The organism is Streptomyces sp. NBC_00102 (genome assembly GCF_026343115.1).
Classification (GTDB): domain Bacteria; phylum Actinomycetota; class Actinomycetes; order Streptomycetales; family Streptomycetaceae; genus Streptomyces.
The window spans coordinates 226,504-250,622 of the sequence record NZ_JAPEMC010000004.1 but is presented as its reverse complement, the minus strand read 5'-3'; the positions used below and the strand labels follow the sequence as shown (position 1 = coordinate 250,622).

Sequence of the window (24,119 nt, the reverse complement as noted above, 5' to 3'; positions counted from 1 at the left end):
ACTCATCACACCGGCGACCCGAAGGGCCCTGTTGGTTCCGTATCCGGCCATGCTCGACATCCCTCACGAGCTCGTCGAGCATGTTTCCTGGCTGCTGTACGAGCACCGTCTGAGGATCAAGACCCGCTGGCGCAAGCTCGGTTGTTTCAAGCAGGCGTTGCTCTCTTGCCCACCTGCGCAAAAATGAGACGTTCTCGCAGCTCGGAGCAGGTTTCGGGATATCTCAGGCCACCGCCTGGCGCTACGTCGACGAGACCCTCGATGTCCTGGCCGCGTGGGCGCCCGGCCTGCAAGAAGCCCTCACCAGTTTCGGCGAGGGTGATCACGTCATCGTCGGCGGCGCCCTCATCCCCGCCGACCGGATCCGCACAGACCAGCCCTGCTACTCGCAGAAGCACCGCAAGCACGGCATGAACGTGCAGGTCATCGCCCGTCCCGACGGGACACCGCTCTGGTTCTCCCGCGCGACACCCGGCCGCACCCACGACCTGACGTGAGCCCGCGCGCACGGCATCGTCCAGGCGTGCCTGACCCGGCAGATCCTCGTCCTCGCCGACCGCGCCTATCAAGGCGCCGGCGCCACTTTCCGCAGCCCGTACTACCACCACCGCGAACAGCCCGAGCACTACCAACAGTTCAACCACGACCACGCCCGACTCAGAGCCCCCGGCGAACGCGCCTTCGCCCAGTTGAAGTCCTGGCGACTGCTCCGGCGAGCCAGATGCTCCACCCGCCGCATCAGCACCATCGTCCAAGCCGTCCACACGCTACTGACCTGCGACTGTTCAGGATGAAAGAGGTTCACTGACCATCAAGTGGCGGTCGCTCCTAGGCTCGCCCAGCGCTCATGTCCGCTCTCATCAACGATGGCCGGAGGTTTGAGTGCCGGGCCGTTCGCCACGTTGAGCGTTCCGTTCGCCGCGTTCGCGGAGACCGGGCACTCGCTCGCCGCGCAGCCCGGCGACGCGAACAACACCGTGTCAGCGTTCCGCTGACGGGGCGGCTTGTCTGGTCAGTGCGGGCCTGCGGGCGGCTGGGCCCCAGGAAACGGGAGGCCCCCGGGGACACGGCATCTCGGCCGCGAGTACTGGTCCGGCCCGAGGGGTCGTCGAGGCTGTCAGGTCGGGTGGGAGTCAGCGGCGGAGGTAAACGTGCGCGAGGGGTGACCAGGACACGGGCGGTGTCACAGCGGCCTTGGTCGAGAGCTTCGGACGCCCGCTCGGCCAAGTCCCGGGCAACAGCACCCGCTTCGCCCTCCACCGGGCCCGGAGCGGAGAGCCAGAGCTCCAACGCTTCCGCCAGCCCTTCACATAGCTCGAGACCGTTCAAGGCACAGCGTGCTTTGAACGCCGCCAGCAGTTCCGGGGGCAGCTGATCGCCGAATGGGAGACGGGCACGCGACTGGAAACTCGTGACCCGTCCAACGAGCCATGACCCAGCCGGAGCCGCTCCCCACGAACACCCGCTCGGGACGACTTACGCCATGCCCAGTGGGCAGTGGCTGCCCATCCCCCGCTCCCCAGGCGCCTTCTGGTGAACGCCTCGAATGGTGGCCGCGGTGAAGGCTGTGGGCGAGACGGATTTACTGTCGGCCCTGTGGTGCCGTGCCCTCGCCTGCCACGCCCGGAGCGCTCCGCGACCGCGCTGCTTGAGCCGGCGGGCCTTGGTGCGGATCGACATGGCGGTCAGTTCCGGGGAGTCGTCCGGGAGGAGGTTCCCGGCGTCGACTCTGGCCTTCGCGTTGGCCATCCGGGTCCAGGCGTCGTCGTCGAGCCGGCCAGGGCGGGGCTGTCGCTGTAGAGGGCGGGGCCGACGTCCTCGGCCGCAATGTCAGCAGCCGCGCTCGCGGGGGAGACAGCGGACGGGCACCCGCCACCAGGTGACGGGTGCCCGCTGTGTAAGGCCGGCTGCTTCACTTCGTGCGGCAGCCGCTCCTCCCGTGGCACGGCTCGGCGTTGCCGTAGACGCCGTGCTCATCTTGCTTCTCTTGCGGATCGTGCTCGCCGTAGGCGTCGCGCTCGTCGTGGCACGGCTTCCGATCGCCGTACGCGTCGTGGTCGCAGGGCTTCGGCTCGCAGTGGTGGCAGGGCTGCTTCTTCCCGACAGTGATGCGTGCCCGGTCCCGGTTCGACTGGACGGTGCCGTTCTCCGCGGTGGCCACCGCGATGTTGACGACCGAGCCGCGCTCGGCGTCGGCTCCGGTGACCGTGTACGTGCCGGTGCAGGTGGTGCTGTCACCGGGCAGCCCGGCCGGGGCGAGGGTGGTCTCCGCGCACGTCACACCGGATACGTGGTCGTCGGTGACGGTGACCCCCGTCACCTCGCTCGGACCGGTGTTGGTGACGGTGTAGGTGTACGTCACCGCGTCGCCCACCTGGTAGCGGCGCGCGTCGTCCACCGATTTCACCAGCCGCAGCCCCGGTTCCCCCTGCGGCTGGGTCCGCAGGGTGACGTCGTCCGGCGGGGACACGACCCGCGTGCCGCCGGCTTGTCCGGCGGCGGCGGCCAGGTTGGTGACGGTTCCCCGCGCCGCGTCCGCCGCGGTGATCGTGTACGTACCCGTGCAGGTGGTCGTGGCACCCGGGGCGAGCGTGGTGGAATCGCAGGTCACGTCGGTCACGAGGTCGTCGGTGACCGTGACATCCGTCAGGGTCGTGTCGCCGCTGTTGGTGACGGTGTAGGTGTAGGTGACCTCGTCGCCGGCCTGGTACACCCGTGTGTCGTCGGCCGACTTGTCGAGCGTCAGGGACAGTTCGGAGGCGACGACCAGGGTGACGTCGTCGGGCGGGGACTCGACCGGGGTGGTCCCGGACTGTCCGTGCGCGGTGGCCACGTTGGTGACGGATCCCTGGACCGCGTCGGCTTCGGTGATGGTGTACGTGCCGGTGCAGGTGGTGCTGTCGCCCGGCTGCCCCGCCGGCGCGAGGGTGGTCGCCAGGCACGTCACCGGGCTCACGCGGTCGTCGGTGACGCCGACCCCGGTCAGTTGCTGCGGGCCGGTATTGGTGACGGTGTAGGTGTACGTCACCTCGTCGCCGACGCGGTAGACCTCGGTGTCGTCGGCCGACTTCTCCAGCCGGACCCCGGGTCCCGCCTGGACCGGGAGGGTCACGTCGTCCGGTGGGGACTCGACCGGTGTGGTGCCGGCCTGCCCCTGGGCGGTGGCGGTGTTGGTGACCGAGCCCGCCGTACCGTCGGCGGCGGTGACCGTGTACGTGCCGGTGCAGGTCATCGTCTCGCCGACCGCGAGCGTGGACTGCGGACAGCTGACGCCGGTGACCCGGTCGTCGGTCACGGTCACGCCGGTCAGCGGTACGGTGCCCGTGTTGGTCACCACGTACTCATAGGGCACCTGGTCGCCCGGCGCGAGCGGGGTCTGCAGCGGCGGTTCCTGGGAGACCTGCTTCACCAGGTTGAGCTGCGGCAGCGCGGCTGCGGGGTGGACCGTGAGGTTGCGGATGAGGTGGACGTCGGTGAAGAGCCCGGTGGACGCCGCGAAGCCGAACTTGAAGGTATCGGGCATCGGCTGGGGCGCCGGGGTCGACAGCACCTGCTGGGTGCCGTTGCCGTCGTGGAAGTCGATCGCGACGGTGATCAGCGGGTCGGGCGAGGGGGAGATCTCGACGGTCACCGTGCGCCGCGAGGGTTCCAGCAGGGCTTCGGCCTCCAGCGGGGTGGAGTCCGGCGGCACCGAGGCGGTCGGCCCCTGGAGCTGCCCCGGCAGCGTGGAGGGCCAGGGCCCCGTCGCCGAGAAGTTGCTCGTCGTGGCGTCGAGGAAGCAATACCCCTCGGTACCGTCGCCCGGTCCGCGCAGCGTCACCATGTTCGCGCCCGGAGCGGGGACACGGAACGCCGTACCCGCCGGGGAGCGGGTGGCGCAGCCGTTGCCGCGGTGCTCCCAGTCACCGAAGTAGTTGCCGAGAACGTCCAGACCGACGCCCACGTAACCGCGGTTGACGCCCGGGAGGAAGGTGGCGTCCGGGTCGTCGTCGGGGAGCTTCTGCGCGTAGCCGAGGCTGCCGCCGAAGGCTCCGGGCGCGGTGAGCGACGCGGCGCCGTCGATGAGGAAGAACGAGATGCCGTCGGCCGGGGGGTTGGTCGTCGCTCCGTACTGCCACTGGTCGAAGGTGGTGACCAGCCCCTGGTTCGCCGGAAGCGCGTGGTTGTAGAGGACCGCGGCGGACTGGTCCCTGGAGGCGTCGGTCAGCCGCAGGTAGCCGTTGGGCGCCGCGTCGTTCGGCGGGACGGGACCGGTGGCGCCCGTCGGGCAGCCGGTGAGCGGGTGGGTCCCGGGGCCGGGGGCGGGCCCCTCGGGCGCCCCGGTCAGGCAGGCAGGGCCGAAGGCTTCGAACCCCGCGATCGCGGTCGCCCCGGTGAACGTCTCGTCGACCAGAGGTACGCCCACAGCCTGGGCCGCGGCCGTCGGGGCGGTAGCCGTCGGGGCTGCGGCAGCATGGGTCGGCAGGCCCAGGCCGGCGGCTGCCAATCCCAGTGCGCCGAGGCCCCCGGCGGTCCACCGCCCGAGCACGCGCCCACGGCGCGTCATCGAGGAACGCATATGTCTCATACGGGAAGTCTGGGAATTGGTCCGGCGATTCGAGGCCGCCACGCCCCGCACACGAGGCACGCTCCCTCGTCCGGTATGGGCAGTTGGCCCTACGCCCCAGGATCCTCCTCTTCCGGGCTCGAAGCGCGCCTTCTCCACCGGCCCGGTCATCGATGTGTTTGCGGGGGACGGCCCGAATCGGCGTGCAGGGAGATCGATGTCGAGGACCACCACATCGGCCGTGCACACGTTTGCTGGAAGAGATCATCGCAGGCACACAGTCGCCGTCCCCGGCCCGGGAGAGCCTGGAGCGCGTCGAGGAGCAGCCTGCCCTTTATGCGTGGTGGTGGAAGCCGGCGGGCATCGTGCTGTTCACGCTCGGGTGCGCACCACTGATGCAGTCGACGCGGTACGAGATGGACTCCACTGCTGTGCTGACGGTACTGGCCGCCTCGCCGGCGGTGGCCGGCGGTGCTTGTGCGAGTAGTCGGCTTGGCCGTCGCCCACTCGGTCGCATTCGGCGAGCGTCCCGTCGAGCAGCATGTACTGCGGTCGGTCTCGTGCAGGACCTTCAGCAGGCCCGGTGACCGGTCGACCAGGAGGCCGATGACCGCGGTGGTGTAGGCGTGGGCGGTACCGACCGATATGCCGAAGGCCGCAGCGATCTCGGCCGGGGTGTCGTGCTCGCGCAGGTACACCAGAGCGACGAGCGCACGTTGGTGCGGTGGGAGCTCGCAGCGGCGTTCACCCTCGCGGGTGACGGTGGGCATCGTGACCCACTCGACCAGCGCGTGAGGCAGGTGGAGTGCGACAGGACAGGGAACCAACGAGGCATCTGCGCTGATGAGTTGAGACTTCGAACGTCTCCCTCACCGGCTCGGGTGCCTCGTGCGTCGCGGCCTCGCCGCCGTCACCCGACCGGTGGCCACTGTGAAAACGCTCAGTGAGCGAGACCGCTCTCCCGGTCCGCAGCAGCGATCTGTGCGTGGAAGCGCTTGTGGACCCAGTGACGCTCGCCAAGGATGCTCACCTGTCCCCAACGGCCGGAGACCGGACCGAGCTGAGTCTGGCGCGGCATCGTGCCTGCGAGACGCCGGGGGCCGGCGCCGCCGGACAGCTTGTCACTCTCCAACACGTAGATGGCGTCCTGGGTGACCGCCACACAACGGTACTTGTTCACGAACATCGTCAGTCCGGTGAGATAGGTGACGACGAAGTACAAGAAGTTCGGCGCGCTCTGGCAGATGAACACCTGCCGGATCTGGCTGTCAGCGGGCAGGAACGGTGCCGAGCGCCGCGCCAGGTCCGGTCGCGGCTCGGGGTCTCGTTGACCGCTCTCATCAGGTCCGTCGATCAAGGTTGCCCCTTCCCCCTCATGCGCCGTCCCCGTCGCACGAAGTCAGCGTATCGCCCTGGCGCGACGCTTTGTGCGCGGGCGGGACGGGACCTCCAAGCCACCCGCTGACGGACGATCAAGACCGCAGACTCCCGCCCGGGACCAGCACGTGCGACTGTGGCGAAAGCTCGCTGGTCAGGGCGACTTCACGGAAAGCACGGTTGGCGTTCATACCGCATTCCGGCGTCGCTCCAGGGTCCGGAACGTGGTACTGCCGGGATCCGCGATGATCTCCTCGGCAGTCTTCGCGGCCCTGGTCAGGTCGCGAAAGTCGCCCGTCTCGTTCAGGCTCTACCGCGCCCGGTCCAGCGCGGCCTGCATTTCCTCGTTCACCGGCGGCTCTCTCCCCCCACGAAATCTCTGCTTCTCATCCGCGCGGTTGCGGTGCTCCGCGCAGTGAGAGTCAGTTGGTGGGCGGCCCCGCTGACACCCACCGCCGGCCTCTGCGTCCTCCGGCTGCCGCGGGGACGTGTCGAGAAGCCGGACCTCGCGGCGGAACGGCTGAAACCTGAAGCAGGCGGGCGGCGTCGCCGGGGATCGATACCCGCCAGTCACGGCCGTCATGGCTCCGACTGAGCACCAGCGGGCGAGCGGTGCCGAAAGGGCTCGGCCTATGAATGAGGGTGGCAGTGTGCGGGACATTCGATCAGCAAGGCTCGCTGCCGAGTTCGGTGCGTGTTCCTGGCGGTGAGAACCAGACCCTCGGAAGGACTGATCGATGAGCGCGGCCTCGGTAAGGGTGCGGTGGGAGGACCTGCCGCGCGAGGTGCGGGAAGCGGTGCAGATGCGGCTCGGGGGACGGGTGGTGGACGTCGTCCACCCGGAAGGCGGGTTCACCCGGGGGCTTGCCGCGCGGGTGACGTACGCCGGTGGAGAGGTGTTTCTGAAGGCTTCGCCGGTCGCCGCACGGACGGCGTCGCACCACCGGGCGGAGGCCATGGTCGGGAGATTTCTGCCGGTCGCGATCGCTCCGGAGTTTCTGTGGTCGCTGGTGACCGCCGGTTGGATCGTCAACGCTTTCGAGGCTGTCCGGGGCCGGGAACCCGACCTGCGGCCCGGGTCGACGGATCTGACGGGCGTGCTGGATGCCGTGGGTGCGCTGGAGCGCGAGCTGACGCCGTGTCCGGTACCGGGGGCCGGGGAGGTCGGGGAGACCCTGTCGACGCTGGCGGGGCACTGGGGGCGGCTCGCGGCCGAGCCGCCCGGGTCGGTAGGGCACGGTACGTGGACCGCTTCGCAGCGCGCCCGGCTGGAAGAACTGGACGACGCCGAGCGGCTGTCCGAGTTGTCCGCCGGGGACACGCTAGTGCACTGCGATCTGCGCGCGGACAACATGCTGAGCGAGTTCGACACCGGGCGGACCCGGATCCTGGACTGGTCGTGGGGAGCCCGGGGCGCAGCGTGGGTGGATGCCGCGTTCTTCGTCCCGCAGCTGATCCTCGCCGGTCACACTCCGGCCGGGGCGGAAACTGTGCTCGCCGGCCGCGTTCCGGGCTGGCGGGCGGTGGCCTCCGAGGCTGCGGACGCGTTCGCGGTGGCCCTCACCGGCTACTGGACCTGGCACCACACGCACGGTCCCGGCGGCGCCTTGGGCGCGTATCGGGGCCGCGCGGCGGAGGCCGGCCGGATGTGGGTCGACTACCGGCTCGCCTGAGCGGGAGTCTCGTCTCGTGGGCCCTGGGGCCGAGGCCGGGGTGCCCCGTCCGTGGGCGCAGTCCTCATGGGTGACCGGTTCGGCGCAGGAAATCACGGTGCGGGAGGAGACGGCGCGCAGGTACGCGGGGCAGGGAAGGAGGAGTGCCGAGGTGCCGTGGGGACGTTGAGGATCTCGTGACGGTCGACGCGGCCCGGCCGACCCCCGTCAGCCGGCCGACCGGGAGGAGTTCAGGCGAGAGCGAGGAAGAGCTTCTCGAGTTCCTCTTCCGTCATGGGGGCCTGGTTCTCGGCGGCTCCGCTCATGCACTGGCGCATACCGCTGGCGACGATCTTGAAGCCCGCCCTGTCCAGGGCTTTGGAGACAGCGGCGAGCTGGGTGACCACGTCCTTGCAGTCGCGGCCTGCTTCGATCATGGCGATCACGCCGGACAACTGCCCTTGGGCGCGGCGCAGACGGTTGAGAACTGCGTTGACTGCGTCGTCGTCGACCTTCACGGGTGCCTCCCGGCCTTGTGTGCTCTCGCCACATGGTACCCCAGGGGGTATCCGGAGCGTGAGGGTCGGTGGTCGCGTGGGGCGGCGCGGGGCGCGTCGGGACCGCTCTGGCGGGGGTGGTTGCGCAGATGCGACTGCGGGGTTCTCGCGGGTCCGGTTCAGGTGACGGCGTCGGCGAGCATGCAGGCGGCCACTGCCAGCAGCACGACCGCGAAAGCGCGCTGAAGGGCGGATCCGGAGAGCTTGGTGGCGAGGCGCTTGCCGTCCCAGGCTCCGAGGGTCGCAGCTCCGGTGAAGGGTGCGACGACGGCCCAGTCCAGGGGCGTGCTGCCGTCCGTGCGGGCAACCAGGGCGGCCAGAGAGTTGACGGTGATGACGAGCAGGCTGGTGCCGACCGCGGCCCGCATGCGCAGGCCCAGTACGGAGATGAGGGTGGGGACTGCCAGGAATCCGCCGCCGACCCCCAAGAATCCGGTCACGGCGCCGAGTCCGGCACCCGCCCCTGCTGCCCGCGTGGGTCTGGGCGGCCGGGGTTTCTGATCGGCGGAGGGCTTCCTGAGCATGGCCAGTGCGGCGAGGCCGGCTATCGCGGCGAACGCCGTCGTCAGTACCGCTTCGGGCAGGTGTGCCGCGAGCGTGGCGGCCGCGACGGCGGGCAGGATTCCGGCGGCCGCGAACAGTGCTCCGGTTTTCCAGCGGACGTGGCCCGAGGTCGCGTGGGAGAAGAGGGCCGTGGCGGAGGTCGCGGTGACGATCATCAACGAGGCTGTGGTGGCGGCGGCCGGGGTGAAATCGAGGAGATGGATCAGGGCGGGGACTGCCAGTACGCTGCCACCGCCGCCGAGCGCCCCGAGGGCCAGGCCGACGACCGCTCCGGCGACGAGGGCAAGAAGAAGCACGCTCACGGTGTCCGGCCGTGGCTTCCGCGGTCGTCGACCACCGGCAGTCCCGCCGACGCCCAGGCGTTCATGCCGCCCTTGACGTCGACGGCCCCGGCGCCGCGTTCGTTCAGCAGCTTCACCGCCTGCTGGGAGCGGTGGCCGGAACGGCAGATCACCATCAGCGGGCGGCCCTCGGCGGCGGGTGGAGCCTCGCCGGTGATGAGCCGGGAGAGCGGGACGTGCACGGCGCCGGGGGCGTGCCCGGCCACCCACTCGATCCGCTCACGCACGTCGAGGAGTACGGCATCGCCGTCCGTGGTGCGTCGGTGCGCCTGGACGGGGGTGACGCGGGCGGTACCGCGTCGGAAGAGCGGCATACGGTTTCCCTCCGATTTCGGAAAGTGGCGGATGGACAGTGGGTTCAGTGCCCCGGACCGGTGGTCAGGGGCAGCCCGGCGTCGAGTGCGGCGTCGAAGGAGTCGTCGACGGCGACGACGTCACGGCCCGCGGCGTCCAGAAGGGAAGCGGCGATGGCCGCACGCATCCCGCCGGCGCAGTGCACCCACACGGTCCCGGCCGGGATCTCACCGGCGCGCGCACGGACCTCGTGCACGGGGATGTGGAGGGACCCTTGTACGTATCGGCCGGCACGCTCGGAGTCGCGGCGCACGTCCAGGACCACGATGCCCTCGCCGGCTTCACGGGCCTGCTTCAGCGCGGCGAAGTCCGCGCGGGGGAAGGAACGCAGCCGCTCTCCCTCACGGAGCCAGTCCGCCGGGTCTCCGGTGGCGGCGGCTGCGGGCCTGTCGATGCCGACCCGTACCAGTTCCCTCTGGGCGCAGGCGAGTTGAGCCGGGCTTTCAGCGAGCAGTGTGACGGGTTTACCCCACGGGATCAGCCATGCCAGGTAGGTGGCGAGGTTGCCCTCGGCTTCGAAGTTGACCGTTCCGGCCACGTGCCCCGCCGAGAACGCGGTACGGCTGCGCAAGTCCACCACCCACTCGCCGGCGGCCAGCCGCTCGGCGACCTCCCTGCCTCCTGCCGTCTTCGGCGGGGTCAGGTCGACCGGTGCGGGGCCGGCGGCGTTGAGGGGGCCCATGTGCGCGTAGTAGGCGGGCACGTCCTCCAGCCCGGCGAGCAGGTCCGCGACGAAGGTGTCCACGTCCTTCGTGAACGCGGCGTTGGTCTTGCGCTCCTGACCGATGGTGCTGGAATCCCCCTCCGCCCGCGAGGAGGAGCAGAAGCTTCCGAAACCGTGGGTGGGCAGGATCTGTACCGCATCGTCGAGTTCCGCGAACAGACGGTGTGCGGAGGCGTGCTGCGCGCGGGCGAGCCTCTCGGTCAGCCGGGGCTCGACCAGGTCGGGGCGCCCTACGCCGCCGATCAGCAGGGATCCGCCAGTGAACGCGGCCACCTCCAGCCCGCCCTCCCGCAGGACGTAAGAGGTGTGGTGCGGGGTGTGGCCGGGGGTGGCCAGCGCCCGCAGGGACAGCGCACCCCCGATGTGCAGAGTGTCGCCGTCGGCGACCGGGGTGCGGTCGAAGAAGACCCGGGCGGCGGCCGGCACCAGGTACTCCGCCCCGGTCAACCGGGCCAGGTCCAGACCGCCGCTCACGTAGTCGTTGTGCACATGCGTCTCGGCGACGTACGCGATCCGCACGCCCCGCCCAGCGGCTGCCGCGACCACCCTCTCCACATCACGCGGCGGATCGATCACCACGGCCGCCTCCCGGCCGCCGGCCAGGTAGCTGCGGTTACCCAGACCCTCGGTCTCCAGGATGTCCACGAAGAACACGGAGATCCCCTTCCCTCTGTCGGTGTACCCCGGGGGGTATCTTCGTTTTACTGTAACAGTGATACCCCCAGGGGTATTTTCGGTGGCAGGGCGGAGGGGGCGCCCCCTGTTCTCCGGGCGCCTGCTTCGGCGCCGTGCCCCAGGCAGCGCTGCACACGACGCTGCCCCTGGTCACCGAGGCGGACCGTGCGGGCATCCTGGCCGCCTACCACGTACTGAGCTACCTGGCCACGAGTGTCCCGGCGGTGGCCGCCGGACCGCTCCCCGTCCGCTTCGGGCTCCTGACCACCACCACGCTCTTCGGCACCGTGGTGCTCGCTCTGGGAGCCACCGCCCTCGCACCGGGACCCGCCCACGCCGAAACCCGCACCGCCACCGCCCGCCCAACGCCAGGGACGTGACCTCCACCGCCGCGTGGAACCACTGGACCGGCATGGAACTGGAGCCGCCGCGGCAGCAGATGTTCCCCGACTCGCTCCACCCGGTCGACGACGCCGGCCTGCTCGAACTCGTCGACGTACCGGCCGCGACGGGGCCCGGCAGGGCCGGTGCCGAAGTCGATTCCGGTGTCCGGTTGTTCGCCACCCCCGGACACACCCCAGGGCACACCCCAGGGCACCTCGCCGTCGGGCTCCGCAGCGCGAACCGGTCCGCAGTCATCACGGATGACTGCGCCCACCACCCCGTACGGCTGCCGCATCCGCACCTCGCCAGCCGTGTGGACACCGATCCCGACCAGGCCGCGGCGCACCCGCCGCGGCCTGCCGGCCGCGCTCGCCGACACCGACACCGACACCGACACCGACACCCTGGTCCTCCGCAGCGACTTCCCCCCGCCCACCGCCGGCCGCGTCACGTCCGACGAGGACAACTACCGCCTCGTACCCGCGCTGCCCGCCCCGTCGGGCGCACTCCCCCGGCCCGGCAAGGCGCGAGCATCGGGGAATCCCCGGCTGCCGCGCCGGTCCATACGCAACGTTGACGCCGGAGTGGCGTTCGGGGTGGAATCGAACCCCGCCGAAACGGCAGGCTGACCGGCGTGATCACGACTTCTTCAGCCGGCCCGCCCGTCGCGCCGCGCTCCCAGCACATGGTGGTCTGCGGTGACGACGGTCTGGCCCGCCGCCTCGCGGTCGAACTCGACGCCGTGTGCGGAGAGACCGTCACCGTCGTCCTGCCCTCCCGCACCGACGAGCACGGCGGTGAGATCGACGCGCTCCACCGGGACCCTTCCTCCGGGATCGAACTGCTGGTCGCGGCGCGTCCCGACGAGCAGGCGCTCCGGGCGGCGGGTGTCGACGGGGCCGCCGCCCTCGCCCTGACCTACGGCGACGACCGGACCAACATGATGGCGGCTCTGCTCGCGCGGAGCATCAATCCGTCCGTCCGCCTCGTCATCCGGATGTACCACCGTGAGCGCGGCCGTCATCTGGAACAACTGCTGGACCGCGCCGTCCTCGCCCGCCGGAGCCTTCCGAACGCTCCGTCCCCCGGCGAACTGCCGGTGGACACCTCGACCACGGTGCTCTCCGACTCCGACACAGCGGTTCCCGAGCTGGTCGCCGCGGCGGCGCTCGGACACGGCCACACGCTGCAGGTCGCGGGCAAGGTCTTCCGGGGAGTGGTCCGCCCGGCCGGGACTCCCCCGCACACCGCGGACCTGGCCACACTGGCCGTCTTCTCCGGAACGGACCGGCACGACCCGCTGAGCGAGGACAGCGCGGAGACACCCGGGACGGACGGAACCCAGCTCCTGCCGGACACCGTTACCTCGTACAACAGCCAGTTCACGCACGGTCGGCTGATGCTGGAGGAGGTCTCGGCCGACCGCACGCTGGAGGCCCCTTCGGACTCGGGCACGATCGGCGGCTGGCTGCGGGAACGGGTCGCCCATCTGCCGTGGAAGGTGTTCGTCTCCCGTGAGATGACCTCCGTCCTCGGTCTGCTGGCAGCGGTGGTGGCGCTGCTGTCCCTCGCCACCTGGGCGACCGTCGACGGCATACCGCTGTGGAAGGCGGTGTACCTGCCGTTGCTGGACATCTTCACCATGGGCGATCCCGCCACTGGGGAACCCCGGGCGCGCAAGTTCCTCCAGCTGATCGCGGGGTTCACCGGGATCGCGATCCTCCCGCTCGTGGTGGCCGCGACCATCAACGCCACGGGCGCCTTCCGCGCCGCGTCGATCAGCCACCCGCCCGCCGACGACGTCAGCGACCACATCGTGCTCGTCGGTCTCGGCAAGGTGGGCACCCGCGTACTGGTACGGCTGCGCTCGGCCCACCACCGGGTCGTCGCCGTCGAACGGGATCCGCAGGCACGGGGCGTCGCGGTGGCCCGGGAACTCGGGGTGCCCCTGATACTCGAGGACGCCACCGGTCCCCGCGCCCTGGATCTCGCCCGGATCGCGCAGAGCGCCTCCTTGCTCGTCCTGACCAGTGACGACAGCGCCAATCTGGACATCGTGATGGCCGCGCGAGAGGCCAATCCGGACGTCCGGGCGGTGATGCGGCTGTACGACGACGACTTCGCGGCCACCGTCTCGCTCACTCTTCGCGCCTCCTATCCGGAGGCGCTGACCCGTAGCCGCAGCGTCTCGTCGCTCGCCTCGCCCGCCTTCGCCGCCGCGATGATGGGCCGCCACGTCCTGGGAGTGATGCCGGTCGAACGGGGCGTCCTCCTCTTCACCTCGGTGGACGTGGCCGGCCATCCGGCGTTGGAGGGGCGCTCCGTCCACGAGGCGTTCGCCCGGAACGAGTGGCGTGTGCTGGCCGTGGGGCCCGCGGGTCCGGGAACGTCCGACCGCTCCCCCACCGGCACTCTCGGCGGCGGCCTGAACCTTGCCGGGGGAACCGGCTTCGACTGGCGGCCCGCGCACGGCCGCGTTCTGCGGGCCGGGGACCGGGTCGTGCTGGCGACGACCCGGCGGGGACTCGACGTCCTCACGCGGGAGTCGCGGACAGCACCGGATACCACCTGACGGACCGCAAGGAGCCCCCGGGCGGGGCGGCGGGAGCCCCGGGCGGGCTAACCGCCACGGGTTTCCGCCGCCGGGTCGGCAGCCTTGTCGGGCGTACGTCGCAGAGGCGCCTCGGGCATGAAGGGCCTCCTCCGCGGGAGGCGGGGCCGGCCGGCCCGGGGATTTGCTGGACGTCCGAGGGTCCGGCTCCAGCCGGAGGCTTCCGCGGGAGCCGGCCGGCTCTGTAGGCCGGCCCCGTCCGACGCACGCCCGGAGGAACAGGGATGGCCGACGTGGTCTTCGTCGTCGTCATGATCGCGGTCTTCGCGCTGGTGACTCTGATCGCCAGGGGGGTGGCGAAGCTGTGACCGCAGAGAACGTCGTCGGCCTCGTCGTGGCCGTCGCCCTGCTGGGGTACCTCGTGGTGGCTCTTCTGTTCCCGGAGAGGTTCTGAGAGGGCATGGGTCCCGTCCTCGCCGGTGTGCTCCAGGTTCTCGCGCTCGTGGTGGCGCTCGGGCTGGCCTACTGCCCTCTCGGTGACTACATGGCCCGCGTCTACTCGTCCCCGGAGCACACCCGGGTCGAGAGGTGGACGTACAAGGCGATCGGGGCGGACCCGAACCGGCAGATGCGCTGGCCCGCGTACCTCCGCGGGGTCCTCGCCTTCTCCGCGGTGAGTGTCCTCTTCCTCTATTTGCTGCAGCGGGTGCAGGGGGGCCTGCCGGGCTCGCTCGGGTTCTCGTCGATCGATCCGGCCCAGGCGTTCAACACCGCGGCGTCCTTCGTCGCCAACACCAACTGGCAGTCGTACTACGGCGAGCAGGCCATGGGCCACGTCGTGCAGACCGGCGGCCTCGCGGTGCAGAACTTCGTCTCCGCCGCCGTCGGCATGGCCGTCGCGGTCGCTCTCGTCCGCGCGTTCGCGCGTTCGGGCACGGGGGAACTGGGCAATTTCTGGGCGGACCTGGTGCGCGGCACGTTCCGGGTCCTGCTGCCGATCGCGGTCGTCGGGGCCGTCGTACTGGTGGCGACGGGCGCCATCCAGAACTTCTCCGGGATCCACGACGTCGGCCGGTTCATGGGCGGCTCCCAGGATTGGAACGGAGGCGCGGTCGCCTCGCAGGAGGTCATCAAGGAGCTGGGCACGAACGGCGGCGGTTACTTCAACGCCAACTCCGCCCACCCCTTCGAGAACCCCAACGGTCTCTCCAACCTCTTCGAGGTCTTCCTGATCCTCCTCATCCCCTTCGCGCTGACCCGCACCTTCGGCCGCATGGTCGGCTCGCTCAAGCAGGGGTACGCGATCCTCGGCACGATGGGCTTCATCTGGCTCGCTTTCAGCGCCCTGATGATGTGGACGGAGTTCGCCCACCACGGCCCGGCCTTCGACATCGCCAAAGGCGCGACGGAGGGCAAGGAGACCCGCTTCGGGATCGGTGGCTCGTCCATCTTCGCGGTGGCCACGACCGTGACCTCGACGGGAGCCGTGAACTCCTTCCACTCCTCGTTCACGGGTCTCGGCGGCGGTATCGCCATGCTGGGCATGCAGCTCGGCGAGATCGCCCCCGGCGGTACCGGCTCCGGCCTCTACGGCATGCTCGTCATGGCGGTCATCGCGGTGTTCATCGCAGGGCTCATGGTCGGGCGCACCCCGGAGTACCTGGGGAAGAAGATCGGCACCCGCGAGATCAAGTTCGCGGCCTGCTACATCCTGATCACGCCCGCCCTCGTACTCGGCTTCGCCGCCACCGCGATGGCTCTGCCGACCCCTCCGCACTCGATGCTGAACCCGGGTGCGCACGGCTTCTCGGAGATCCTGTACGCCTACACCTCAGGCTCGAACAACAACGGTTCGGCCTTCGCCGGCCTCAACGCCGATACCCAGTGGTTCAACACCACGCTCGGCATCGCGATGCTGCTCGGCCGGTTCCTGCCCATGGTGTTCATCCTCGCGCTGGCGGGCTCACTCGCCGCGCAGAAGCCCGTACCGGCGACGACCGGGACCCTGAGCACGCACAGGCCGCTCTTCAGCGGACTGCTGGTCGGCACGATCCTGATCGTCACCGGTCTCACCTACTTCCCGGCGCTCGCGCTGGGTCCGCTGGCCGAAGGGCTGGCCTCATGACCACCGGTCCGAAGCAAGAGGACTCCATGTCCGCAGTCACTCCGTCCCGGGCACCGCACCAGGACGCTCCCACCGGCCGTCAGGGCGAGGGGCGCGTCGGCGGAGGCCTGTTCGATCCCCAGCAGCTGCTCAGGTCACTCCCCGACGCCGTACGGAAGCTCGACCCCCGGGTGATGGTCAAGTCGCCGGTGATGTTCGTCGTGTTGATCGGGTCGGTGCTCACCACCGTGCTCGCGGCGACCGATCCCACCGACTGGTTCGGCTGGGCCATCGCGGTCTGGCTGTGGCTGACGACGATCTTCGCCAACCTCGCCGAGGCGGTGGCCGAGGGCCGCGGCAAGGCGCAGGCCGACACCCTGCGCAAGGCCAAGACCGACACGGTCGCCCGCCGGCTGAACGGCTCCCGCGAGGAGAGCGTCCCCGGCACCGAACTGCGCATCGGCGACCTGGTCGTCTGCGAGGCCGGCGACGTCATCCCCGGCGACGGCGACGTGGTCGAAGGCGTGGCGTCGGTGGACGAGTCCGCGATCACGGGCGAGTCCGCCCCGGTGATCCGCGAGTCCGGCGGTGACCGCAGTGCCGTCACCGGCGGTACGAAGGTCCTCTCCGACCGCATCGTCATCAAGATCACGACCAAGCCGGGCGAGACCTTCATCGACCGGATGATCAACCTGGTCGAGGGCGCGGCCCGGCAGAAGACGCCCAACGAGATCGCGCTCAACATCCTGCTGGCGTCCCTCACCATCGTCTTCCTGCTGGCGGTCGTCAGCCTGCAGCCGTTCGCGGTCTACGCCGGGCAGCAGCAGTCGATGATCGTGCTGGCCGCTCTGCTGGTCTGCCTGATCCCGACGACGATCGGCGCGCTGCTCTCCGCGATCGGCATCGCCGGCATGGACCGGCTGGTGCAGCGCAACGTCCTGGCCATGTCCGGCCGGGCCGTGGAGGCCGCGGGCGACGTCTCGACCCTGCTGCTCGACAAGACCGGCACCATCACCCTCGGCAACCGCCAGGCCGCCGAGTTCCTCCCCGTCGCCGGCACGACCGAGGCCGAGCTCGCGGACGCCGCGCAGCTCTCCTCGCTCGCCGACGAGACCCCCGAGGGCCGCTCCATCGTGGTCCTCGCCAAGGAGAAGTACGGACTGCGCGAGCGCCACCAGGGAGAGCTGTCCGGGGCCACCTGGGTGGAGTTCACCGCCCAGACCCGCATGTCGGGCGTGGACGTGGACGGCCGCGCGGTCCGCAAGGGTGCTTCGGGTTCCGTACTCGCCTGGGTCCGCGACCAGGGCGGTGCGGTCTCCGAGGATGCGGGCCCGCTCTCCGACACCATCTCCGCGGCCGGGGGAACCCCGTTGCTGGTTGCCGTGCGCGACGACCGGGGCGCCCGGGTCCTCGGAGTCGTCCACCTCAAGGACGTCGTCAAGGAGGGCATGCGGGAGCGGTTCGACGAACTGCGCCGGATGGGCATCCGCACGGTGATGATCACCGGCGACAACCCGCTGACCGCCAAGGCGATCGCCGAGGAGGCGGGGGTCGACGACTTCCTCGCCGAGGCGACGCCCGAGGACAAGATGGCCCTCATCAAGCGGGAGCAGGCGGGCGGCAAGCTCGTCGCGATGACCGGTGACGGCACGAACGACGCCCCCGCGCTCGCCCAGGCCGACGTCGGCGTGGCGATGAACACGGGCACCTCGGCCGCCAAGGAGGCCGGGAACATGGTGGACCTGGACTCCAACCCCACCAAGCTGATCGAGATCGTCGCGATCGGCAAGCAGCTCCTGATCACCCGCGGTGCGCTGACGACCTTCTCGATCGCCAACGACGTCGCGAAGTACTTCGCGATCATCCCGGCCATGTTCGCGGTGGTCTACCCGGGCCTGGACAAGCTCAACATCATGCGGCTCGACTCCCCGCAGTCCGCGATCCTGTCCGCCGTCGTCTTCAACGCGCTGATCATCGTCGCGCTGGTGCCGCTCGCCCTCAAGGGAGTCCGCTACCGCCCCGCCGGCGCGGACAGCATGCTCCGGCGCAACCTCGGGATCTACGGCCTCGGCGGCCTGGTCGCCCCGTTCATCGGCATCAAGATCATCGACCTGATCATCTCCCTCATCCCCGGAATCGGCTGACCCGCCATGACCAGTTCCGTAGGAAACACCGGCCGGCTGCTCTGGGCAGGGCTGCGCGCTCTGCTCCTGCTCACCGTGGTCTGCGGCATCGTCTACCCACTCGTCGTCACCGGCATCGCCCAGGGCCTCATGCCCGGCCGCGCCAACGGCTCCGAAGTCACGGCGGACGGCAGGGTGGTGGGCTCCGAGCTGATCGGCCAGCGCTACGACCTGCCCCCGCAGGATGGCCGCGAAACCGGGGCTCCGGACCTCAGATGGTTCCAGCCGCGCCCCTCCGACGGCCTCTCGACCAACACCGTCAACACCCAGTACCAGCTGCTCGTTTCCGGGGCGACCAACCTCGCCGGAGACAACCCGAGACTGATCGACTCCGTCACCGCCGCGAAGGCCGCCGTCGTCAGGGAGAACTCCGTCCCCGGTCACCCGGTCGACCCCGACGACGTGCCGGCCGACGCCGTCACCTCCTCCGGCTCCGGCCTCGACCCCGACATCTCCCCCGACTACGCGGAGATCCAGATCCGCCGCGTCGCCGAGAAGAACCACCTCCCGGTGGACCGGGTGAGCAAGCTCGTCGACGAGCACACCAGCGGACGCATCCTCGGTTTCATCGGGGAACCCCGCGTCAACGTCCTCCGGCTCAACATCGCGCTGAGAAAGCTCGTCGGAGGGTGACGGGGCGCGCGACGCCGGGTGATGGTGGCCTCGTCGGGGCGCGCCGGCCCGGTCTTCGGCGGGGGCGCGGCAGCCCGTCGATCACGGCGCGGGCGCGGGCTCCGCGCGGACGGTCTCGGTGACCTCGTTGATCTTCCCGAAGGGGACGTGGACGCTGGGCGTCGACTGCGACGTGCTGGCCAGGTGGGTTTCCTGGTCGTCGAAGAATATGTGCGGCTTGAGGATCTTCATGATCTCGCCCTTGTCGATCCCACCGAGGAAGAACGCGTCGTTGACCCTCAGGCCCCACCGCTTGAGGCTCGTGATCGCACGCTCGTGGGCGGGTGCGTTCCGCGCGGTGACGATGGAGACGTGGAGGCGGATCCGGTACTCGGGATTCCTCCGCCGTACCTCCTCCTCACGCTGCTGGATGCGGTACACCCCGGCGAGGAACTCCCGGAGCGGCCCCGCGTCGTGCGGGATCGCGGCGTTCCTCGTCTCATGGGCGCGGAACTCCTCGAGTCCGCCGGTCTGGAACACCTGCTCCGACTCGTCGCCGGCGAGTACGCCGTCGAAGTCGAAGGAGATGCGCAGGTCGTCGTCCTCGGTGTCGTCCTCGTGCGGATCGCCCAGAACATGCCCGGCCGGCAGGCCGGACGAGACGGCCTCGCGGACGTCCTGCTCGTTCGCCGAGAGGAAGAGCGACATGTTGAGCGCGGGCATGAAGTTGTACGGCGAACGGCCCTGTCTGAATATGGCCCTGGTGATGGGCAGTCCGTGGGACTTGATGGAGCTCATGACCCGCAGGCCGGTCTCGGGATCGTTGCGGGACAGGACGATGACCTCCACCAGAGGGTCGTCGGTCTCGTTCAGGTCGTTCAGCGACAGCAGACGCCGGATGAACGGGAACGCCACGCCCTGCCGGAATACGTCGTCCCGGTGCTTCTCCTGGTAGCCGCGGTAGGCGTCCTCGCCCTGCTCACGGAAGATGGCGTCCGACTCTGCCAGGTCGAAGAGCGCGCTGGAGGCGATCCCGACGACGAGCCGGTTGGAAAGTTCGTAGGCCACAGCAACCCCTCGGTCGGCCCGCTCCTGGTTCCGCACATCCTCGCACCAGGGGTTCGGCCCTCCCTGCCCCGCCCGGGCGGAACCGTGACGGACGACCGGCGTCCCCGCCCCCCCGGCCCTCGCGGGCGGGCGGGGACCTCTCCCGGGGGATCTCTCCCGGGGCGTCTCCCGGGGGGCGTCTCCCGGGAGACCTCGCTCAGGCGGGGACGGACACGGCGCGGGTCGGGGACAGTGCGGCCGCCCCTGCCAGAGCGGCCACGATCTCGTCGCTCCTGGTCTTCGCGTCGCCGAAGAGCATGGCGGTGTTCTCGCGGAAGAAGAGCGGGTTCTGCACCCCGGCGTACCCGCTGGCCATCGAACGCTTGAAGACGACGACGTTCGCTGCCTCCCAGACCCTCAGGACCGGCATGCCGGCGATCGGGCTGCCCGGGTCGTCCATGGCGGACGGGTTGACGGTGTCGTTGGCGCCGATGACCAGGACGACGTCGGTGGCGGCGAAGTCGTCGTTGATCTCGTCCATTTCGAGCACGATGTCGTACGGGACCTTGGCTTCGGCGAGCAGCACGTTCATGTGTCCCGGCAGTCGGCCGGCGACGGGGTGGATGCCGAACCGCACGTCGACGCCCCGGGCCCGCAGGGCACGGGTCAGCTCGGCGACCGGGTACTGCGCCTGGGCCACCGCCATGCCGTATCCGGGGGTGATCACCACCCGGGACGCGCCGGCCAGCAGTTCGGCGGTTTCGTCGGCGTTGGTCTCACGGTGCTCGCCCTGTCCGCCGTCGCCGCCGCCCCCGGGAGCTTCGATCCCGAAGCCGCCCGCGATGACGGAGACGAAGGAGCGGTTCATGGCCTTGCACATGATGTACGAGAGGTAGGCACCCGAGGAGCCGACCAGCGCGCCGACGACGATGAGCAGGTCGTTGTCGAGCAGGAAGCCGCTCGCGGCCGCTGCCCATCCGGAGTAGCTGTTGAGCATGGAGACCACCACGGGCATGTCCCCGCCGCCGATCGAGGCCACCAGGTGCCATCCGAACGACAGCGCGATCGCGGTGACCGCGATGACCGGCCAGAGCGCCGGCTCGGCCACGAAGACGATGGTGAGGACGGTGAAGGCGAGCAGAGCGCCCAGGTTGAGGATGTTCTTGCCGGGGAGCACGAGCGGGGCGGACTTGATCCTCGCGCTCAGCTTGAGGTTGGCGACGATCGAGCCGGTGAAGGTGACCGCGCCGATGAAGATGCCGAGCGAGACCTCGGCGTGATGGATGCTCAGGAGTGACCCGGTGAAGCCGCCTTCACCGTTGCGCTCGACCTCGATGTAGGAAGCCCAGCCGACCAGCACTGCGGCGAGGCCGACGAACGAGTGCAGCAGTGCGATGAGTTCGGGCATGCCGGTCATGCGCACCACGCGGGCGCGCCACAGTCCGACGACAGCGCCGACGGCGAGGGCGACCGTGAGGACGAGCGCGGTCGTGGCGCGCACCGGGCTGTCGTGGAGGGTCAGGCCGATGGTGGCGGCGAGGGCGACGGCCATGCCGGCCACGCCGTACGTCCAGCCTTGCCGGGCCGTCTCGTGCTTGCTCAGGCCCGCCAGGGAGAGGATGAAGAGCAGGGCGGCGACGAGATACGCCGCGGTGGAGATCGAGGCTGCGGACACGTCAGTTCCCCTTGCTGAACATGGCGAGCATGCGGCGCGTCACCGCGAAGCCGCCGACGATGTTGACGGAGGCGAGCAGGGTCGCGAGTCCGGCCAGCGCCTGGATGACGTGCCCGCCGGGGCCGATCTGGACCAGGGCTCCGACGACGATGACTCCGGAGATGGCGTTGGTGACGCTCATCAGGGGTGTGTGGAGCGCGTGGTGGACCTTGCCGATGACGTAGTAGCCGATGACGACGGCCAGGGTCAGTACGGTGAAGTTCTGTGGGATCGGGGCGGGGGCGAACGCGATCACGAGCCAGAGCAGGGCGATTCCGCCGAGGACGAGCGCGAGCTTCGCGGCGGCGGGCAGGGGCTTGCTCACCTGGGCCGGCGCCACCGTCGCGGCGGGCACGGTCGCGGGGGCGGCGCTGACCTGGACCGGGGGCGGCGGCCAGAGTTTTTCGCCCCGTCCGTCGCCGGTGGCGCGGACGACGGTGATGCCGCGCTGGACCGGGTCGTCGAGATCGAGTACGGCCTTGCCGTCCTTCTCCGGCGTGAGCAGTTTGAGCAGGTTGACGAGGTTGGTCCCGTACAGCTGGCTTGCCTGGGTGGGGAGGCGGCCCGCCAGATCGCTGTATCCGAGGATGATCACACCGTTGTCGGTGACGACCCTGCGGCCTTCGACGCTGCCGGCGACGTTGCCGCCCTGCGCGACGGCCATGTCGACGATCACCGAGCCGGCCTTCATCGAGGCGACGTCCGCCGCGGTGATCAGCGCGGGTGCCTGGCGCCCGGGGATGAGCGCGGTGGTGATGATGATGTCGACGTCGGCGGCCTGGGCGGAGTAGAGCTCGGCGGCGGCCGTGTCGTACAGCTGGGTGGTGGCCTTGGCGTAGCCGTCGCCGGACTGCTGGACTTCCTCCTCCACGACGACCGGAAGGTAGGCGCCGCCGAGCGACTTGACCTGGTCGGCGACTTCGGGGCGCGGGTCGGTGGCGCGTACGACGGCTCCGAGGCTGGAGGCGGCGCCGATCGCGGCCAGGCCCGCGACGCCGGCTCCGGCCACCAGCACCTTGGCCGGCGGGACCTTTCCGGCCGCGGTCACCTGGCCGGTGAAGAAGCGGCCGAATTCGTGTGCCGCCTCGATCACCGCACGGTAGCCGGCGATGTTGGCCATGCTGGACAGGACGTCGAGGGACTGGGCGCGGCTGATGCGCGGCACGGCGTCCATGGCCAGCACGGTGATGTCCCGCTCGGCCAGGGCGTCGACCAGGCCGGGGTTGAGTGCCGGGGCCAGTATGGAGACCAGGTAGGCGCCGTCCTTCGGCTTGTCGACGTCGTCCGGTGAGGGGCCGTTGACGCGCAGGACGATGTCCGCGCTCCACGCCTCGTTCGCGGTGCCCACGGTGGCTCCGGCCTCCGTGTACGCGAGGTCGGTGAAGGCGGAGAGCTCGCCTGCTCCGGACTCGACGACCAGTTCGTAGCCGAGGGCGATGAGCTGTCTTACGGTCGTGGGTGTCGCCGCCACGCGGGTCTCCCCGGTCGGCTCGCGGGTCACTCCGATGCGCATGGATGGGGCTCCTTCGGAAACGTGGGCCGCCGTGCACGGTTGGCGAGGGGGCGGGGGTCTGATGCTGCCCCGTTCAACCGGGGTGACACCAGACCCCGTTGGGGCGTGGATCGGCACACGGGGTGTGGGTTGACGGCCGCACCCGTCGGGCGGTAGCCCGCCGGTGCCGGACGGACGGCGGAACGGCCGGATTCCTGCGGGCTGCGCCGGCGCGGCCCGGCCGGCGACTGCGGCGACGATCGGCCGGATGTCCCGGCGCGGAACTCCGTTTCCGCGTTCGGCTGTTGGCGTGGGTCAGGTGCCCCCCTCCCCGCGTGCCGGGTGATCATCCCCCTGTACGCTTCGCGAGCGTCGAAGGCGTGTGCGGCGGGGCGACCGCTCCGGGACAGGACCGCACCAGGGTGGGATCGGTCCCGCGCCTCTGCTCGTGCGCCGTCGACGCGTACGGAAGGCGGCTCAGCCCGGGGGCCCCGACGGAGAAGTGCCATGGCCGGGCCTCGGGGTCCGCTCCGGACCCACTCGTACGTGCCGGTCGACGGGGCTCAGCCTCGGAACGCCTGATGACGAAGTCGATGAGAGAGCGGAGACGCGCATGGAGTTGACCGCGAACGTGCTGGTCGCCCTGGTGGCCGCATTGCACGGGTACATCCTGGTTCTGGAGATGTTCCTGTGGGAGAAGAGGCCCGGCCGCGGGCTCTCCGGTCTCGACGCGGAGATGGCCCGGGCCACGGTGCCGCTGGCCGCGAACCAGGGTCTCTACAACGGTTTCCTCGCGGCGGGACTCGTGTGGGGGCTGGTCGCCGGAGACCCGACCGGGTTCCGGGTCCAGGTGTTCTTCCTCGCCTGCGTGCTCGTCGCGGGCCTGTACGGCGGCCTCACCGTCAACCGGCGCATTCTCATGGCCCAGGCGCTGCCGGGGGCGTTGGCGCTGGCTGCCGTCCTGTCGGCCGGGTGAGCGGTCTGCCGGTGGCGCGCCCCTGACTGGCGTGGCGCCCTGTTCCGGGCGTGGGCTCCGGGGCTCCCCCAGGACGCGGGGAGCGCCCGGATCCGCGCGTCCGGTCGAGCCACGTCGCAGATGGCCGCTTCCTGTCCCGTCACCCGGGCTCAGGACTCGGACCCCTCGACGCGCCCGCCCCCCCCTGGTCGGGCCGCACGGACCGGCCCGATCCGGTCCAGGCACATATGACGATCCGTCATCATCCGACGGGTTTGACCGGTGGG

General features: G+C 70.5%; 19 protein-coding genes and 2 pseudogenes. 10 read left to right on the top strand and 11 right to left on the bottom strand.

Annotated elements, in window-relative coordinates; genetic code table 11:
- Window positions 1-49 precede the first annotated feature (49 nt).
- Window positions 50-794: pseudogene (locus tag OHA55_RS34190) on the top strand (transposase family protein).
- 682 nt (window positions 795-1,476) lie between these two features.
- Here OHA55_RS34190 and OHA55_RS34185 read toward each other — a convergent pair.
- The 4 genes and pseudogenes from OHA55_RS34185 to OHA55_RS34170 all read right to left on the bottom strand — a co-directional run bounded on the left by OHA55_RS34185 (window position 1,477) and on the right by OHA55_RS34170 (window position 5,903).
- Window positions 1,477-1,749 carry a hypothetical protein gene (locus OHA55_RS34185; RefSeq protein ID WP_323180544.1) on the bottom strand — a complete coding sequence of 91 codons (273 nt, stop codon included), beginning with the start codon at window positions 1,747-1,749 and terminating at the stop codon, window positions 1,477-1,479.
- Between the two features lie 163 nt (window positions 1,750-1,912).
- Window positions 1,913-4,567, bottom strand: a complete 2,655-nt coding sequence (locus OHA55_RS34180; protein ID WP_266713969.1) for a hypothetical protein — start codon at window positions 4,565-4,567, stop codon at window positions 1,913-1,915.
- Window positions 4,568-5,011: 444 nt separating this feature from the next.
- Window positions 5,012-5,373 (bottom strand): annotated as a pseudogene (locus tag OHA55_RS34175) (transposase family protein); the annotation flags it as partial.
- A 113-nt stretch (window positions 5,374-5,486) separates the two neighbouring features.
- A complete protein-coding gene (locus OHA55_RS34170; RefSeq protein ID WP_266713967.1) occupies window positions 5,487-5,903 on the bottom strand; it encodes a hypothetical protein in 417 nt (138 codons plus the stop codon).
- A gap of 757 nt (window positions 5,904-6,660) precedes the next feature.
- Here OHA55_RS34170 and OHA55_RS34165 point away from each other — a divergent pair.
- Window positions 6,661-7,596, top strand: coding sequence for a phosphotransferase (locus OHA55_RS34165; RefSeq protein WP_266713965.1), 936 nt, complete (start codon window positions 6,661-6,663; stop codon window positions 7,594-7,596).
- 230 nt (window positions 7,597-7,826) lie between these two features.
- Here OHA55_RS34165 and OHA55_RS34160 read toward each other — a convergent pair whose 3' ends face one another.
- The 4 genes from OHA55_RS34160 to OHA55_RS34145 form a co-directional block, all read right to left on the bottom strand.
- On the bottom strand, window positions 7,827-8,093 hold the full coding sequence (locus OHA55_RS34160) for a metal-sensitive transcriptional regulator (RefSeq protein WP_266713963.1): 267 nt from the start codon (window positions 8,091-8,093) through the stop codon (window positions 7,827-7,829).
- Between the two features lie 158 nt (window positions 8,094-8,251).
- Window positions 8,252-8,998 (bottom strand): sulfite exporter TauE/SafE family protein, encoded by a 747-nt coding sequence (locus tag OHA55_RS34155; protein ID WP_266713961.1) that lies wholly within the window; start codon window positions 8,996-8,998, stop codon window positions 8,252-8,254.
- Window positions 8,995-9,351, bottom strand: a complete 357-nt coding sequence (locus tag OHA55_RS34150; RefSeq protein ID WP_266713959.1) for a rhodanese-like domain-containing protein — start codon at window positions 9,349-9,351, stop codon at window positions 8,995-8,997. Before OHA55_RS34150 ends, OHA55_RS34155 begins: the two co-directional genes overlap by 4 nt.
- Window positions 9,352-9,395: 44 nt before the next feature.
- The gene (locus tag OHA55_RS34145) at window positions 9,396-10,769 is read right to left on the bottom strand and encodes an MBL fold metallo-hydrolase (protein ID WP_266713957.1); all 1,374 of its coding nucleotides are present in this window, start codon (window positions 10,767-10,769) and stop codon (window positions 9,396-9,398) included.
- A gap of 134 nt (window positions 10,770-10,903) precedes the next feature.
- Between OHA55_RS34145 and OHA55_RS34140 the strand changes: the two genes are divergently transcribed.
- From OHA55_RS34140 to OHA55_RS34110, 7 genes are all read left to right on the top strand, one after another.
- Window positions 10,904-11,170: a hypothetical protein gene (locus OHA55_RS34140; RefSeq protein ID WP_266713955.1), complete on the top strand. Its 267-nt coding sequence runs from the start codon at window positions 10,904-10,906 to the stop codon at window positions 11,168-11,170.
- Between the two features lie 264 nt (window positions 11,171-11,434).
- A complete protein-coding gene (locus OHA55_RS34135; protein WP_266713953.1) occupies window positions 11,435-11,803 on the top strand; it encodes a hypothetical protein in 369 nt (122 codons plus the stop codon).
- A gap of 5 nt (window positions 11,804-11,808) precedes the next feature.
- Window positions 11,809-13,746: an NAD-binding protein gene (locus tag OHA55_RS34130; RefSeq protein WP_266713951.1), complete on the top strand. Its 1,938-nt coding sequence runs from the start codon at window positions 11,809-11,811 to the stop codon at window positions 13,744-13,746.
- A gap of 343 nt (window positions 13,747-14,089) precedes the next feature.
- Window positions 14,090-14,179 carry a K(+)-transporting ATPase subunit F gene (gene kdpF / locus OHA55_RS34125; protein ID WP_190002237.1) on the top strand — a complete coding sequence of 30 codons (90 nt, stop codon included), beginning with the start codon at window positions 14,090-14,092 and terminating at the stop codon, window positions 14,177-14,179.
- Window positions 14,180-14,185: 6 nt separating this feature from the next.
- Window positions 14,186-15,850, top strand: a complete 1,665-nt coding sequence (kdpA, locus tag OHA55_RS34120; protein WP_266713947.1) for a potassium-transporting ATPase subunit KdpA — start codon at window positions 14,186-14,188, stop codon at window positions 15,848-15,850.
- A 26-nt stretch (window positions 15,851-15,876) separates the two neighbouring features.
- Complete coding sequence (gene kdpB / locus OHA55_RS34115) at window positions 15,877-17,973, top strand: potassium-transporting ATPase subunit KdpB (protein WP_266713945.1); 2,097 nt, start codon at window positions 15,877-15,879, stop codon at window positions 17,971-17,973.
- Window positions 17,974-17,979: 6 nt separating this feature from the next.
- Window positions 17,980-18,645, top strand: a complete 666-nt coding sequence (locus tag OHA55_RS34110; RefSeq protein WP_266713943.1) for a potassium-transporting ATPase subunit C — start codon at window positions 17,980-17,982, stop codon at window positions 18,643-18,645.
- Between the two features lie 81 nt (window positions 18,646-18,726).
- Here the strand turns inward: OHA55_RS34110 and OHA55_RS34105 are convergent, their stop codons facing one another.
- The 3 genes from OHA55_RS34105 to OHA55_RS34095 all read right to left on the bottom strand — a co-directional run bounded on the left by OHA55_RS34105 (window position 18,727) and on the right by OHA55_RS34095 (window position 22,898).
- Window positions 18,727-19,692 (bottom strand): 5'-nucleotidase, encoded by a 966-nt coding sequence (locus OHA55_RS34105; RefSeq protein ID WP_266713941.1) that lies wholly within the window; start codon window positions 19,690-19,692, stop codon window positions 18,727-18,729.
- A gap of 196 nt (window positions 19,693-19,888) precedes the next feature.
- Window positions 19,889-21,346 carry a Re/Si-specific NAD(P)(+) transhydrogenase subunit beta gene (pntB, locus tag OHA55_RS34100; RefSeq protein WP_266713939.1) on the bottom strand — a complete coding sequence of 486 codons (1,458 nt, stop codon included), beginning with the start codon at window positions 21,344-21,346 and terminating at the stop codon, window positions 19,889-19,891.
- 1 nt (window position 21,347) lies between these two features.
- Window positions 21,348-22,898: a Re/Si-specific NAD(P)(+) transhydrogenase subunit alpha gene (locus tag OHA55_RS34095; protein ID WP_266713937.1), complete on the bottom strand. Its 1,551-nt coding sequence runs from the start codon at window positions 22,896-22,898 to the stop codon at window positions 21,348-21,350.
- Between the two features lie 592 nt (window positions 22,899-23,490).
- Here OHA55_RS34095 and OHA55_RS34090 point away from each other — a divergent pair.
- On the top strand, window positions 23,491-23,853 hold the full coding sequence (locus tag OHA55_RS34090) for a DUF1304 domain-containing protein (protein ID WP_266713935.1): 363 nt from the start codon (window positions 23,491-23,493) through the stop codon (window positions 23,851-23,853).
- The last annotated feature ends 266 nt before the right edge of the window (window positions 23,854-24,119 follow it).

Coding starts and splice junctions, on each gene's coding strand:
- OHA55_RS34185 (WP_323180544.1), bottom strand. CDS start 1,749: ATGGCCAACGCGAAGGCCAGAGTCGACGCCGGGAACCTCCTCCCGGAC.
- OHA55_RS34180 (WP_266713969.1), bottom strand. CDS start 4,567: ATGAGACATATGCGTTCCTCGATGACGCGCCGTGGGCGCGTGCTCGGG.
- OHA55_RS34165 (WP_266713965.1), top strand. CDS start 6,661: ATGAGCGCGGCCTCGGTAAGGGTGCGGTGGGAGGACCTGCCGCGCGAG.
- OHA55_RS34150 (WP_266713959.1), bottom strand. CDS start 9,351: ATGCCGCTCTTCCGACGCGGTACCGCCCGCGTCACCCCCGTCCAGGCG.
- OHA55_RS34135 (WP_266713953.1), top strand. CDS start 11,435: ATGACTGCGCCCACCACCCCGTACGGCTGCCGCATCCGCACCTCGCCA.
- kdpA (WP_266713947.1), top strand. CDS start 14,186: ATGGGTCCCGTCCTCGCCGGTGTGCTCCAGGTTCTCGCGCTCGTGGTG.
- kdpB (WP_266713945.1), top strand. CDS start 15,877: ATGTCCGCAGTCACTCCGTCCCGGGCACCGCACCAGGACGCTCCCACC.
- OHA55_RS34110 (WP_266713943.1), top strand. CDS start 17,980: ATGACCAGTTCCGTAGGAAACACCGGCCGGCTGCTCTGGGCAGGGCTG.
- OHA55_RS34095 (WP_266713937.1), bottom strand. CDS start 22,898: ATGCGCATCGGAGTGACCCGCGAGCCGACCGGGGAGACCCGCGTGGCG.
- OHA55_RS34090 (WP_266713935.1), top strand. CDS start 23,491: ATGGAGTTGACCGCGAACGTGCTGGTCGCCCTGGTGGCCGCATTGCAC.